This window comes from Ruegeria sp. BE9 (assembly GCF_056538765.1).
In genome coordinates this window covers 40284-52781 of record NZ_JBQFTS010000012.1, presented here as the reverse complement: position 1 = coordinate 52781, position 12498 = coordinate 40284, and the positions used below count along the sequence as shown (strand labels likewise).

The 12498-nt window shown below is 56.5% G+C and carries 17 protein-coding genes; 8 read left to right on the top strand and 9 right to left on the bottom strand.

The window, feature by feature from the left end:
* Positions 1-4: 4 nt before the first annotated feature.
* The 3 genes from ACR0EO_RS21600 to folK form a co-directional block, all read right to left on the bottom strand.
* Positions 5-2137, bottom strand: a complete 2133-nt coding sequence (locus ACR0EO_RS21600; protein ID WP_480692977.1) for a RelA/SpoT family protein — start codon at positions 2135-2137, stop codon at positions 5-7.
* A 26-nt stretch (positions 2138-2163) separates the two neighbouring features.
* Positions 2164-2517 carry a DNA-directed RNA polymerase subunit omega gene (rpoZ, locus tag ACR0EO_RS21595; RefSeq protein WP_170356736.1) on the bottom strand — a complete coding sequence of 118 codons (354 nt, stop codon included), beginning with the start codon at positions 2515-2517 and terminating at the stop codon, positions 2164-2166.
* 94 nt (positions 2518-2611) lie between these two features.
* Entirely contained in the window at positions 2612-3181 is a 570-nt protein-coding gene (gene folK, locus ACR0EO_RS21590; RefSeq protein ID WP_480692976.1) for a 2-amino-4-hydroxy-6-hydroxymethyldihydropteridine diphosphokinase, read from the bottom strand.
* Between the two features lie 139 nt (positions 3182-3320).
* On the opposite strand from folK, the gene ACR0EO_RS21585 reads away from it, so the two are divergent.
* The 7 genes from ACR0EO_RS21585 (at position 3321) to ACR0EO_RS21555 (ending at position 7806) form a co-directional block, all read left to right on the top strand.
* Positions 3321-3893 carry a LabA-like NYN domain-containing protein gene (locus ACR0EO_RS21585; protein ID WP_480692975.1) on the top strand — a complete coding sequence of 191 codons (573 nt, stop codon included), beginning with the start codon at positions 3321-3323 and terminating at the stop codon, positions 3891-3893.
* Positions 3894-4088: 195 nt separating this feature from the next.
* A complete protein-coding gene (ispH, locus tag ACR0EO_RS21580) occupies positions 4089-5039 on the top strand; it encodes a 4-hydroxy-3-methylbut-2-enyl diphosphate reductase (RefSeq protein WP_480692974.1) in 951 nt (316 codons plus the stop codon).
* Positions 5036-5488 carry a DUF3429 domain-containing protein gene (locus tag ACR0EO_RS21575; protein ID WP_480692973.1) on the top strand — a complete coding sequence of 151 codons (453 nt, stop codon included), beginning with the start codon at positions 5036-5038 and terminating at the stop codon, positions 5486-5488. The genes ispH and ACR0EO_RS21575 overlap by 4 nt, the downstream gene beginning before the upstream one ends.
* Entirely contained in the window at positions 5485-6069 is a 585-nt protein-coding gene (locus tag ACR0EO_RS21570) for a class I SAM-dependent methyltransferase (protein WP_480692972.1), read from the top strand. Before ACR0EO_RS21575 ends, ACR0EO_RS21570 begins: the two co-directional genes overlap by 4 nt.
* The gene (rnhA, locus tag ACR0EO_RS21565; protein ID WP_480665692.1) at positions 6062-6529 is read left to right on the top strand and encodes a ribonuclease HI; all 468 of its coding nucleotides are present in this window, start codon (positions 6062-6064) and stop codon (positions 6527-6529) included. The genes ACR0EO_RS21570 and rnhA overlap by 8 nt, the downstream gene beginning before the upstream one ends.
* Complete coding sequence (locus tag ACR0EO_RS21560; RefSeq protein WP_480692971.1) at positions 6526-7149, top strand: trimeric intracellular cation channel family protein; 624 nt, start codon at positions 6526-6528, stop codon at positions 7147-7149. Before rnhA ends, ACR0EO_RS21560 begins: the two co-directional genes overlap by 4 nt.
* A gap of 54 nt (positions 7150-7203) precedes the next feature.
* Positions 7204-7806: a COG3904 family protein gene (locus ACR0EO_RS21555; RefSeq protein WP_480692970.1), complete on the top strand. Its 603-nt coding sequence runs from the start codon at positions 7204-7206 to the stop codon at positions 7804-7806.
* 2 nt (positions 7807-7808) lie between these two features.
* On the opposite strand, the gene speB is transcribed toward ACR0EO_RS21555, so the two are convergent.
* The 6 genes from speB to def (ACR0EO_RS21525) all read right to left on the bottom strand — a co-directional run bounded on the left by speB (position 7809) and on the right by def (ACR0EO_RS21525) (position 11100).
* Positions 7809-8630 carry an agmatinase gene (speB, locus tag ACR0EO_RS21550; RefSeq protein WP_480692969.1) on the bottom strand — a complete coding sequence of 274 codons (822 nt, stop codon included), beginning with the start codon at positions 8628-8630 and terminating at the stop codon, positions 7809-7811.
* A gap of 63 nt (positions 8631-8693) precedes the next feature.
* Positions 8694-8930: a GlsB/YeaQ/YmgE family stress response membrane protein gene (locus ACR0EO_RS21545; RefSeq protein WP_480692968.1), complete on the bottom strand. Its 237-nt coding sequence runs from the start codon at positions 8928-8930 to the stop codon at positions 8694-8696.
* 1 nt (position 8931) lies between these two features.
* Positions 8932-9168: a hypothetical protein gene (locus ACR0EO_RS21540; protein WP_480692967.1), complete on the bottom strand. Its 237-nt coding sequence runs from the start codon at positions 9166-9168 to the stop codon at positions 8932-8934.
* A gap of 5 nt (positions 9169-9173) precedes the next feature.
* Complete coding sequence (fmt, locus tag ACR0EO_RS21535) at positions 9174-10088, bottom strand: methionyl-tRNA formyltransferase (protein WP_480692966.1); 915 nt, start codon at positions 10086-10088, stop codon at positions 9174-9176.
* Positions 10089-10090: 2 nt separating this feature from the next.
* On the bottom strand, positions 10091-10585 hold the full coding sequence (gene def / locus ACR0EO_RS21530) for a peptide deformylase (protein WP_480692965.1): 495 nt from the start codon (positions 10583-10585) through the stop codon (positions 10091-10093).
* Positions 10582-11100 carry a peptide deformylase gene (gene def / locus ACR0EO_RS21525; RefSeq protein WP_480692964.1) on the bottom strand — a complete coding sequence of 173 codons (519 nt, stop codon included), beginning with the start codon at positions 11098-11100 and terminating at the stop codon, positions 10582-10584. The genes def (ACR0EO_RS21530) and def (ACR0EO_RS21525) overlap by 4 nt, the downstream gene beginning before the upstream one ends.
* Before the next feature lie 94 nt (positions 11101-11194).
* Here def (ACR0EO_RS21525) and ACR0EO_RS21520 point away from each other — a divergent pair, with 94 nt between their 5' ends.
* Positions 11195-12367 carry a MalY/PatB family protein gene (locus tag ACR0EO_RS21520; protein WP_480692963.1) on the top strand — a complete coding sequence of 391 codons (1173 nt, stop codon included), beginning with the start codon at positions 11195-11197 and terminating at the stop codon, positions 12365-12367.
* Positions 12368-12498 lie beyond the last annotated feature (131 nt).

Genomic DNA, 12498 nt, shown 5'->3' with positions numbered 1-12498 from the left:
CTTCTCAGCCAACCGCGACAGCGGTTGTAGACCTGTCTCTATACCGTTCGACCGCAGCAACATCGCTTTCTGCTTCCAGCATGAGCATCAGCGAGTGCAACTGTTCAAGGTCACGCAGTTCGACGCTGACCAGAAGCCGGTAAAAATCAGGTTTGCGGTCAACAAATTCCAGGTTCGAGATATTGGCCTTTTTCTCGCCGATCAATGTGCAAATACGCCCCAGCACACCGGCATCATTGCCAATTGTGACATCGAGCGTCACGCCATAGACGGCCGGGTGCGTCCCGGAATGCCAGTGCAAGTCAACCCAACGGTCTGGCTCGCCTTCGTACTCTGACAGGCGGTCACAGTCGATCGCATGCACCACAACGCCTTTACCGCGGTAAGTGATACCAACGATGCGCTCACCCGGCAGGGGCTGGCAACACGGCGCCCGGTCAAACTTCTGACCGGGCTCAAGGCCGATCACCGCACGACGCAACGGGATTGCATCGCCTTCGTCTTGGGTCAGTTCCGGGTAAACCGCCGTAACCACATCGTGCGCGGTAAGTTCGGCACTGCCGAGGCGCGCCAACAATTCATGGCGATCCTTGAGACGCAGGTGTTTGGCGGCGGTGTCCAGCGCTTTATCCGTGGCCTTGCGCCCGACGTTTTCAAAACCCGAGCGGGCGAGTTCTTTGCCCAGCTTGATGAACCGCTCTCGATCGACCTCACGCAGAGCGCGACGGATCGCGGTACGGGCCTTGCCTGTCACCGCGATTTCAAGCCACGTGACCTGCGGCGTCTGTCCATCGGCGGTAATGATATCCACCGATTGCCCGTTCTTGATCCGTGTCCACAGCGGAACTCGAATTCCGTCCACTTTTGCGCCAACGCAGGCATGCCCGATGCGGGTGTGGATGGCATACGCGAAGTCAATCGGCGTAGCTCCTCGAGGCAGCTTCACTACATCGCCCTTGGGCGTGAAGCAAAACACCTGGTCCGAATACATCTCAAGCTTCACGGCCTCGAGGAAATCTTCGTGATCATCCTCGCTGTCAAACTGTTCGGTCAGGTTGGCAATCCATTTGGCAGGATCAACCGCGAACGGGTTTTCCGAACGCACGCCATCACGGTACGACCAGTGGGCTGCCACGCCAGTTTCGGCCACGTCATGCATCTGACGGGTGCGGATTTGCACTTCGACCCGCTTTCCGTCGCGCCCCGATACAGTAGTGTGAATAGATCTATAACCGTTCGATTTCGGCTGGCTGATATAGTCTTTGAAGCGCCCAGGCACCGCGCGCCAGCGCTGATGAATCGCGCCAAGGGTTCGGTAACAGTCTTCCTCGGATTGGGTAATGATGCGGAAACCATAGATATCAGACAGGCGCGAGAACCCCTGATCTTTCTCCTGCATCTTGCGCCAAATTGAATAGGGTTTCTTGGCACGGCCAAAAACCTCGGCCTCGATCCCCGCCTTTTCCAATTCGAACCGCATGTCACCCGTAATACGATGAATCACATCCCCGGTTTCACGTTGCAGAGTGATAAAGCGGCGGATGATCGACTGGCGACCTTCGGGATTAAGGACTCGGAAAGCAAGGTCTTCCAGTTCCTCGCGCATCCATTGCATACCCATCCGGCCCGCGAGTGGCGCATAAATGTCCATCGTCTCGCGTGCTTTGACGATTTGCTTCTCGGGGCGCATCGCCTTGATCGTCCGCATATTGTGCAAACGGTCAGCGAGTTTGACCAGAATGACCCGCAGGTCCTTAGACATGGCCATGAACAGCTTGCGGAAGTTCTCCGCTTGCTTGGTCTCACGGCTTGAAAGCTGCAGGTTGGTCAACTTGGTGACACCGTCAACGAGCTTGGCGACCTCTTCACCAAACAACTCGGACACCTTGCTGTAATTAGCCTTAGTGTCTTCGATCGTGTCGTGCAGCAACGCCGTGATGATCGTCGCATCATCCAGACGCTGTTCGGTCAGGATGGCGGCCACGGCTACAGGATGTGTAAAGTAGGGCTCGCCGGAATGGCGGAACTGCCCTTCATGCATCTCTTTTCCGAACTCATAAGCTCGGGCGATGCGTTCAGCATTTGTCTTTGGGTTGTAGTTGCGGACCAGCGCAATCAGGTCGTCTGCAGAAATCATCCGGTCCGCACCTTCGTCTTTGGGGCTTACCCCTGGCCTTGAGCCTCCATCAGAGCGCGCAGCAGCTTCTCTTCGGACATATCGTCATCCGCAGGCTTGTCGGATTCTGCACCCATAAGCAGAGCCATTTGATCTTCTTCCGGCTCGTCCACCTCAATCTGAGTCTGGTTGGCCTCGATCAGACGTTCGCGCAACTCATCCGCACTCTGGGTCTCATCTGCGATTTCGCGCAGAGAAACGACGGGGTTCTTGTCATTGTCACGGTCGACAGTGATCGCTGCACCAGCGGAAATCTCACGCGCACGATGGGCGGCAAGCATCACCAGTTCAAACCGGTTTTGTACCTTGTCTACGCAATCTTCTACCGTCACGCGGGCCATTGGGCGCTCTCCGTTACTGAATCCATGTCAGGAAGGGGTTTATCTAAGGGCGAATCCTCGCCTTGACAAGCAAGAAATGCTGCAAATGCATGTTTCACAGGGGTGTTACTGCCGCGATCTCTTCCGCAGGCAGGTCCGCCAACATTTCAGCAACCGTTCGACCCAACACAGGATGGCGCCAATCCGGCGCTACGTCTGCCATCGGCACCAACACAAACGCGCGATCCTGTAGACGAGGATGCGGCAGGATGAGCTGCTCTGGAGCCTCCTTCTTTTGAGTTTCTGGTGGCAGTTTCAGCCACCTGTCAAATTCGGCACTGTTCGGCAGCACGTGATCTCCGTAGCACACTAGATCCAAATCCAGTGTTCGCATCCCCCAACGCTGGATCCGCTCGCGGCCATACTCGTGCTCGACGGCGTGAAGGATCTGCAACAAGTCCACCGGAGACTTTTCCGTTTCGATCACAGCAGCCGCATTAACGTAATCAGGCCCGGCACCAGCGGGAAAACACGGGGTCTCAAAAAAGCGGCTGACCGCGCGAATCACCACCCCATGACGCGAAATCGCGTCAAGCGCGTTCTGAAGTGTCACCTTGGGCTCACAACCTCTCAAACTGAGATTTGCACCAAGTGCTATCACCGCTTCCAACGGAAAATTGCTCATTTCACTCCCTATATTCGGTGAATTGCATGCTTGCGATACATCTTAAAAGCCCTAATTATAGAACTATCAATGCGCCGCCTATTTTTTAACTCACTCACGTAACACCCGGCGTATTGGTTTGTACCGGAAGGATCTATTTATGTTTTATAAAGACGAACGGCTAGCGCTGTTCATCGACGGCTCGAATCTTTATGCAGCCGCAAAAGCACTGGGGTTTGACATAGACTACAAATTGCTGCGCCAAGAGTTCATGCGCCGCGGCAAAATGCTTCGTGCTTTCTACTACACAGCGCTACTTGAAAACGACGAGTATTCGCCGATCCGTCCTCTGGTTGACTGGCTGCACTACAACGGCTTCACCATGGTGACGAAACCGGCAAAGGAATACACCGACAGTATGGGGCGTCGGAAGGTCAAGGGGAACATGGACATCGAACTGACCGTCGATGCCATGGAACTGGCACCACGTGTCGATCATATCGTGCTTTTCTCGGGCGATGGGGATTTCCGCCCGCTGATTGCCAGCCTGCAACGTCAGGGCGTGCGTGTGTCGGTCGTTTCGACGATTCGCAGCCAGCCGCCGATGATCTCGGACGAACTGCGCCGCCAGGCCGACAACTTCATCGAGCTTGAAGACTTGCGCGACGTAATTGGCCGCCCCCCACGGGAAATGCCCATGGAGCCACGCAGCGTCGCAGCTGGCGCACAATAATCCCCCACCACTCACTACAATCGGGGGAAGAAATCGGCGCGGTCTGGACAGAACATCCAGACCGCGCCTTTTTTAACTAAGGACAGGTACTGAAACACGTACTCACTAACTCTGTTTCATGTCAGGGAAATGACACTCTCCTGTCTGGACCAGGACGGGGAAAAGACTTACCTGTGGCCGCATGGAGACTGCGAAATGAACAAGCCACCTCTGACCCTTTACCTTGCCGCCCCGCGAGGGTTTTGCGCCGGCGTTGACCGGGCGATCAAGATCGTCGAGATGGCGCTGCAGAAATGGGGCGCGCCAGTATTCGTGCGCCACGAAATCGTTCACAACAAATTCGTCGTCGATGGATTGCGCGCCAAAGGGGCCGTGTTTGTCGAAGAACTGGACGAATGTCCGGATGATCGTCCGGTGATATTTTCGGCTCACGGCGTCCCGAAATCCGTTCCCTTCACAGCCGCCCAGCGCGAAATGGTCTACGTCGACGCCACTTGTCCGCTGGTGTCCAAGGTCCATGTTGAAGCACAGCGCCATGCCGATGCCGGGCTGCAGATGATTATGATCGGCCACAAAGGCCATCCCGAGACAGTTGGCACTATGGGGCAGTTGCCCGAAGGTGAAGTTTTGCTTGTCGAAACGGTCGATGATGTCGCCACCGTGCAGGTGCGTGACCCAAAACGCCTTGCTTTTGTGACCCAGACCACCCTGTCGGTAGATGACACCAAGGATATCATTGCGGCGCTTGAGGCGCGGTTCCCGTCTATCGTTGGCCCACACAAGGAAGACATCTGTTACGCCACTACGAACCGACAAGAGGCCGTCAAAGCCGTGGCACCAAAGTCGGACGCGCTGTTGGTTGTTGGTGCGCCGAACTCCTCCAACTCACGCCGTTTGGTCGAGGTCGCCTCGCGTGCGGGGTGCAACTACGCCCAATTGGTCCAGCGCGCGACCGAGATTGATTGGCGCTCGTTGGAGGGCATCAAATCGGTCGCCATCACTGCAGGTGCCTCCGCCCCAGAAGTTTTGGTCAATGAAGTAATCGACGCTTTCCGCGATCACTACGACGTGACCGTTGAGATGGTTGAGACCGCTATTGAAAACGTGGAATTCAAAGTTCCGCGCGTGCTGAGGCAACCCGCGTGAGAGGAATTCCAAAGGCGCCCCTATACCTAGGGCTTGCTGGGCTGATCCCCTTTGTTTGGGGGGCTTTGACTTACTTAAACGATGGCCTGCATGACTGGGGTCAACAAGAACTGGGCTCCCGGTTTGTAGGGCCGTACATTCAACTGTTTTACGGATCTGTCATCCTGAGTTTTATGTCCGGTGTACTGTGGGGCTTTGCAACTAAGACATCGGGCAGCAAGGCCGCGACCTGCTATTTTCTGTCGGTTCTGCCTGCCCTTTGGGCGTTCTTTATGACGGGCGGTGGACCGATCAGTACAGGCATCAACCTGATGTATGGTTTCACTGGGTTGCTGTTGCTGGACGCCATGTTCTGGTATTGGAGATTGACCCCAACGTGGTGGATGAAGCTGCGCTTGCTGTTAACCGCCATAGTCCTGTCATGCCTAGCTGTCGGAGTTTACCTGTGACCGACCAGAAAACGATCGACGCTTACACCACTCGGGTAGCCGAGTACCTGAGCGTTCCCCTGCCCCCAGAACAGATCGAAGCGCGCATGGCGTTCGCCGAAGCCGTCGGGTCGGGACACATTCTGGATCTTGGCGCGGGCCCGGGCTCGGACAGTGCGTTCTTTCTGCGTGAGGGTTTGTCGGTTCGTGCATTGGACGCAACCCCAGCATTTGTCGAATACGCCCGTGAAATTGGTGTAGACGCGCATCTGGGCACATTTGATGATGTGACCGAAGAAGACGAGTATGATGGAGTCTACGCCAGCTTCTCTTTGCTGCATGCCCCACGCGAAGATTTTCCTCGGCACTTGGCCGCTATTCACCGGGCTCTTAAGCCCAACGGCATCTTTTTCCTTGGCCTAAAACTGGGAACTGGCGATCATCGAGACGATCTGGATCGCTATTACACCTATTTTTCGCAAACCGAGATTGAAGACGCTTTGGAAACGGCCGGATTTACCGTCGATCAGATCACAACCGGTATGGGAACGGGTCTAGCCGGTTCCTATGACGGGTTCATCTTGGTGTTGTCTCATGCCTGAATTGTTTGCCTATACCGATGGCGCTTGTTCCGGCAATCCCGGCCCTGGCGGCTGGGGAGTGTTGTTACGTGCGATGGATGGCGACACCGTCCTTAAAGAGCGCGAACTAAACGGCGGCGAGGCCGAGACTACAAACAACCGCATGGAGCTGCTGGCTGCGATCAGCGCACTCGAAACGCTGGAGCGCGCGTCGAAGATCACCGTTGTCACCGACAGCGCCTATGTAAAGAACGGCGTGACCGGATGGATATTCGGGTGGAAGCGGAACGGCTGGAAAACTTCGAACAAAAAGCCCGTCAAAAATGTCGACCTTTGGCAACGGTTGGATGAAGCTCAAACCCGGCACGACGTGACGTGGGAATGGGTCAAAGGCCATGCGGGCCACCCGGAGAACGAAAAAGCTGACGAGCTGGCTCGCGCAGGTATGGCTCCGTTCAAGCCCAAAAAGGCACAAGCGTGAGCGGACTCGCCCTGCTGGATTATGCCTCGGTTTTGGTCTTTGCCCTGACGGGTGCTTTGGTGGCCAGTCGTGCGCAATTAGATCTAGTGGGATTTGCCTTTATCGCCTGCCTTACAGCCGTTGGCGGTGGCACGGTTCGGGATCTTTTGCTGAACCGCCATCCGGTGTTCTGGGTTGGCCAACCTGACTATATCCTGATTGCCGTCGCAGCTGCCGTACTCGTTTTCTTTACCGCTCACCTTGTGGAAAGCCGATACAACTGGCTAGTCTGGCTGGATAGTTTTGCGTTGTCGGTCGCTGTGGCCGCTGGCACTGGCGCCGCGTTGTCATTGGACCAATCGGGTGTAATCGTCGTACTGATGGGAATTTCCACGGGCTGTCTGGGCGGGTTGATGCGCGATGTGGTGTGCAATGAGGTGCCCTTGGTTCTGAAACAGGGCGAGCTTTATGTTTCGTGTGCATTCGCAGGGGCCTTGGCAGCCGTATTCGCGACCCGCCTTGGGTTCGATCAACTGGCCGCACTGGCAAGCTGTGCTTTAATCTGTTGGGCTTTGCGGGCAGGGTCACTGATGTTCGGTTGGCGGCTGCCCGTGTACAAAAGCCGCCCTCCGCGCAGCTAAAATCGAAAGACACGTCGTCATTTATTCCGCTCAGCCAATCTGTCAGCTTAAAGAATGAAACAAAATCTGCTCATCACCACACTGGCCTTAGGTTTTCTGACCTCGTGTACGTCTTCGTATGTTCCGGTTCAGTTTGTAGCACGTGGGGATCAGATCATAGCCACCGGGGTCATCGATCACACCACACTCCCGGCCTTCGAAGAGGTAACCGCGCAAAATCCACAGATAAAAACCCTGGTGTTGCAGTATATCGAAGGGTCAGAGGATGATGACTCCAATGTTGTCTTTGCCCGAGTGGTTCGCGAACAGGGCTTTGATACTATCGTCCCTTCCAATGGATTAGTCGCATCTGGTGGAACCGATCTGTTCTTGGCAGGCAACCAACGCACCCTCCAAGCAGGTGCTTGTGTCGGCGTCCACAGTTGGAGCGGCTGGAATATTGTCGCCACCGAACTACCGAGGAACGACGAAGAGCATGATCGCTATCTCGACTACTTCGCCGATATTGGCGTCAGCGAGGATTTTTACTGGTATACCCTCGCTGCCGCCCCTGCCGAGGATATGCATTGGATGACGGCCTCTGAGGTGGATCAATTCGACATGACCACCGGCAAATCACCTCGCCTTGGTTCGCCCGCTACCTGCGATGAACGCTAACGTCAGCGAGACAACAGCCGCGCACCGATTTCCTTGACGAATTTGGCCGCAACCATCGCGGTCATCCCGTTCGGATCGCGGTGCGGGTTCAACTCGACAATATCCGCGCCGACCAATTGCCCTTGAAACCGATGGATCAGGTTGATCACCTCCCGCGTGCTGAGCCCACCGGGTTCGTGATGCGACACGCCCGGCGCAAAAGCCGGGTCCAGCGCGTCAAGATCCAGCGACAGATAGACCGGGCCGTCAAAGCTGATCTCAAGATCGGGGTGCCAGCTCTGCATGTCGATCACCTCGACACCGAACTTGTCGGCCTGTTCCTGCTGATGCTTGTTCATGGTGCGAATGCCGACCTGAACCAGTCGATTGATCTGACAGGTCTCCATCACCCGCGCAAAAGGGCAGCCGTGACCCAGCGGACCGATTTGCTGACTGTCATAGAGGTCCGGGTGTGAGTCGATATGCAGGATGTTCAGCCCCTCATACCGCTCGGCATGAGCCTTGATCAGCGGATAGGCCACCGAGTGGTCGCCGCCCAGAGACAACAGCCGCGCGCCGGTCGCGATGCGGTCAGTGGCCCCGGCTTCGATGCGATCGATCGGCTCCTGCCCCATCATCTCGAACACATCCAGATCGCCTGTATCCTTGAACCGATCGGCCGCCCCCAAATCGGTACCATCCTCGGCGGTCAGGTTGGCCGCCCCGGAATGCAGTGCCTCACGAATACGGCCCGGCGCAAAGGCAGGGCCTTGCAGAAAGGACGAGTGCAGATCCAGCGGCACCCCCATCAGGGCGACGTCACCGGATTTCAGATCATAAGACATGGCGTATCTTTCGGGTTGAGAATTTCGGCGATCTGGCCGGTAAACTGCCCGAAGGTCAAGACATTAGCGGCGGAGATAGGTCTGCCAAATCCAGATGACCAGCAACGCGCCCAACACGGCACCAACAAAGCCCGACAACCAGCCCATCATCGTGACCAGCGCGCGCAGAAGGAACCCGCCCACCAGCGCACCCACGATGCCGATCAACATGGTAGTGGGGATGTCAGCCTCGATCCGCATCAGGCGGGTGGCCAGAAATCCAGCGGCGGCACCGATGACGATCAGGGCGATTACGGGCATGCTATTTCCTCCAATGCGTCGGCACGATGATCAACGCACCGATGGAAGACAGAATTGCGTTTAGTCCGGGCGAACCAAAGCTTATCCCAAACATTATGCGCACGAAGTAGAACAAGAACGCCCCGCCCACACAAATGATAATCGACGGCAGGTATCCGTTGTGGGTGAACCCGGACTTTTCAGCGATGTAGCCAACGATTGCTGCAACCACAACAGTACCCATCAGGACCATGAACATCAGGCTTACTCCGGGATCAGGCGGGTTCCGGCCGGAATGGGCCAACCCCGTAAAAATGTTTCCGCATCCTGCGCACCTTTGCCTGCCCTTTGCAGGCGCAGCAGGTCAACGGACCCTTCCCCGCATGCTACGCGCAAAGCATCATTCAGAACTTCGCCTGCAGGGCCCTGATCATCTGCCAGTTTCGATGCCAGCAGCTTTACGCGATCTCCTTGGACTTCTGTCCAGGCTCCAGGAAATGGAGACAGCCCACGAATCTGCCGGTCGACCTCAACCGCCGGGCGGGTCCAATCCACCCTGGCCTCAGCCTTGTCGATTTTGGTGGCGTAGGTCACGCCCTCTTCTGCCTGTTGTTCGGGTGTCAAATCAGTCAAACAGCCCAGCGCCGCGACGATCAGCTCGGCACCCATTGCCGACAGGCGATCATGCAGTTGGTCTGTTGTTTCCTGCGCCCCGATATCCGTTGCCTCGCGCATGAGAACGGGGCCTGTGTCCAAGCCAGCCTCCATCTGCATAATGCAGATACCAGTCTGTGCATCACCCGCCATAATCGCACGATGGATCGGGGCCGCCCCGCGCCAGCGCGGTAAAAGGCTGGCATGAATGTTCAGGCACCCATGCGTCGGTGCATCCAGAACGGGTTGAGGCAACAGCAAACCATAAGCCACGACTACAGCCACATCCGCGTTTAACGCCGCAAAAGCGTTTTGTTCTTCGACCGACTTCAGGGATACCGGATGGCGTACAGTCAGGCCCAGCGCCTCAGCCCGAGCATGGACAGGAGTCGGGCGGTCCTTTTTACCGCGGCCTGCGGGGCGAGGCGGCTGACAATACACAGCGGCGATCTCATGCCCCGCGTTGACCAGCGCATCAAGCACCGGCACCGAGAAGTCGGGCGTACCCATGAAGATGACGCGCATCGTTACCCCTGCTTTTTAGCTTTGCGCAGCAGCATGTCGCGTTTGACCTTGCTGAGCCGGTCAAAATACATCCGTCCGTTCAGATGGTCGATCTGATGCTGCACGCTGGTCGCCTCGATCCCCACGAAATCGCGACGGTCAATCATGCCCTGCTCATTCAGGAACTTTACCGTCACTGCGCGAGGGCGCTTTACCTTGGCCGATACGCCGGGAAGGTTCGGACTGGCTTCGTCATGCTCACGCAATTCTATCGAACTGTGGAGGATTTCAGGGTTCGCCAATCGCACGGCTCGCCCCCTCTCGGTCGAGCCATCGACGACCGCCAATCGCAGCATCACTCCGATCTGTGGCCCTGCGAGGCCGACACCGGGCATTGCCTCCATCGTATCGATCATGTCGTCCCAGATGGCGCGGATTTCGTCGGTGATTTCGACCACATCCTCGGCCTTTGTCCGCAGACGTTTGTCGGGCCATGGCAGGCAGGTGCGGACGGTCATGTGCGTGCTCGCTCGCGTTTAAGCTTTTGCATCTTGCGCGTAATCATCTGACGCTTCAGTGGCTTAAGATAGTCTATGAACAGCTTGCCATTCAGATGGTCGATCTCATGCTGCACGCAGGTAGCCCAGAGACCATCAAAGGTGTCCTGTTGTAGGTTACCGTCGCGATCCATCCATGTCACATCCACTACCTTAGGTCGCGTGACTTCGGCGAATTGCTCTGGGATAGACAAGCAGCCTTCTTCGTACACATTGGTTTCGTCCGAAGAAGCAATGATTTCAGGGTTGAACATGACCAAAGGGCGCGGTTCCTCGCCCTCTTCCTTAACACAGTCCATCACGATCAGGCGATCCAGAATGCCGATCTGCGGCGCCGCCAGACCAATGCCGGGGGCATCGTACATCGTCTCAAGCATGTCGTCAGCCAGTGTGCGCAACTCGTCCGACAGGTCAGCCACAGGGGTACAGACCTTTTTCAGGCGAGGGTCGGGATGGATCAGGATATTGCGTTTCATGGGGTTGATTTAGGCCATCCCGCCCCCCGCCGCAACGCCCCCCTTGCACCTACTGGAATTGTGGCTAGCTTTCGGCTGGACAGATGGAGAAGACATGACTTTCAACGACATGACCGACCGCCGGGGAACAAACAGTTCCAAATGGGATAAAATGGAAAAGCTCTATGGCGTATCGCCCAAGGACGGGTTGGCCATGTGGACGGCAGATTCCGATTACACCACAGCACCTTGTGTAATCGAAGCAGTCCGTGAGGCTGCCGATCACGGAGTCTTTGGATATTCGTGGATGCACCCGGACTATCTGGCTTCGGTCCAATGGTGGATGCAGAACCGCCATGGATGGTCAATCGACACTGATTGGGTGCTGACTTCTCAAGGTCTGGGCAACGCAATCGCCCTGTGTCTCGATGTCTGGACCAAACCTGGAGATGGCGTTGTGATCTTTACGCCCGTCTACCATGAGTTTGCGCACAAGGTGAACAAGTCCGGTCGGCGCGTGGTAGAGTGCCCTCTGGTCCGCGAAGGCGACAGCTATGGCCTTGATCTGGACGATGCACAATCTCGGCTGGATGGGTCCGAAAAGATGCTGCTGTGGTGCTCTCCGCAGAACCCATCGGGCAGGGTTTGGACACCGGACGAGCTACGCGCAGTAGCGGCTTTTGCTGAACGCAATGGGTTGATCCTCGTGTCCGACGAAATCCACCATGATCTGGTTTATCCCGGAAACACCTTCGTTCCCATGGATGTGGCGGCCCCCGACGCCCGCCCTTGGACTGTAACGCTGACTGCAGCATCCAAGACCTTCAACATTGCAGGTCAACGCACAGGCAACATGATCATCCCCGACGCTAAGCTGCGGGCAGCCATGCGGCACCGGATACAAACCCTTGATTATGATCCCAGCGCGCTGGGAGTCGCCATGATCACCGCAGCCTATTCACCCGAAGGTGCGGCATGGGTCGACGAGCAGGTCGCGCATCTAGATGGCAACCGAAAACTTTTCGATGCTGCGATTTCAGAAATCCCCGGTCTGTGGTCGATGCCGTTACAGGCGACATATCTAGCTTGGGTCGATTTCTCGGGTACTGGCATGGATCACGATGAATTCGTTCGACGTCTGCGGACGGATGCAAAGATTGCCACCTCATCGGGGCCGGGCTTCGGAATGGGCGGAGAAACCTTTGAGCGGTTCAACCTCGCCACTCAACGCGCCCGGGTAGAAGAGGCCTGCGCCCGACTGAAACATGCGTTTGCCGATCTTCAATGAAACCTTCGGCAGGTTGCACATATTGCCCTGCTTGTCTGTCTTTTTTGCTGCGGTGTGGGCTGGCTGAAACCACTTTGGTCAAAGTCCGCCCACCCCGCAGGGGCACCTTAGTTTAGTCACTTCCAGATTGA

Coding starts and splice junctions, on each gene's coding strand:
- ACR0EO_RS21600 (WP_480692977.1), bottom strand. CDS start 2,137: ATGATTTCTGCAGACGACCTGATTGCGCTGGTCCGCAACTACAACCCA.
- rpoZ (WP_170356736.1), bottom strand. CDS start 2,517: ATGGCCCGCGTGACGGTAGAAGATTGCGTAGACAAGGTACAAAACCGG.
- folK (WP_480692976.1), bottom strand. CDS start 3,181: ATGAGCAATTTTCCGTTGGAAGCGGTGATAGCACTTGGTGCAAATCTC.
- ACR0EO_RS21585 (WP_480692975.1), top strand. CDS start 3,321: ATGTTTTATAAAGACGAACGGCTAGCGCTGTTCATCGACGGCTCGAAT.
- ispH (WP_480692974.1), top strand. CDS start 4,089: ATGAACAAGCCACCTCTGACCCTTTACCTTGCCGCCCCGCGAGGGTTT.
- rnhA (WP_480665692.1), top strand. CDS start 6,062: ATGCCTGAATTGTTTGCCTATACCGATGGCGCTTGTTCCGGCAATCCC.
- ACR0EO_RS21555 (WP_480692970.1), top strand. CDS start 7,204: ATGAAACAAAATCTGCTCATCACCACACTGGCCTTAGGTTTTCTGACC.
- speB (WP_480692969.1), bottom strand. CDS start 8,630: ATGTCTTATGATCTGAAATCCGGTGACGTCGCCCTGATGGGGGTGCCG.
- ACR0EO_RS21545 (WP_480692968.1), bottom strand. CDS start 8,930: ATGCCCGTAATCGCCCTGATCGTCATCGGTGCCGCCGCTGGATTTCTG.
- ACR0EO_RS21540 (WP_480692967.1), bottom strand. CDS start 9,168: ATGTTCATGGTCCTGATGGGTACTGTTGTGGTTGCAGCAATCGTTGGC.
- fmt (WP_480692966.1), bottom strand. CDS start 10,088: ATGCGCGTCATCTTCATGGGTACGCCCGACTTCTCGGTGCCGGTGCTT.
- def (WP_480692965.1), bottom strand. CDS start 10,585: ATGACCGTCCGCACCTGCCTGCCATGGCCCGACAAACGTCTGCGGACA.
- def (WP_480692964.1), bottom strand. CDS start 11,100: ATGAAACGCAATATCCTGATCCATCCCGACCCTCGCCTGAAAAAGGTC.
- ACR0EO_RS21520 (WP_480692963.1), top strand. CDS start 11,195: ATGACTTTCAACGACATGACCGACCGCCGGGGAACAAACAGTTCCAAA.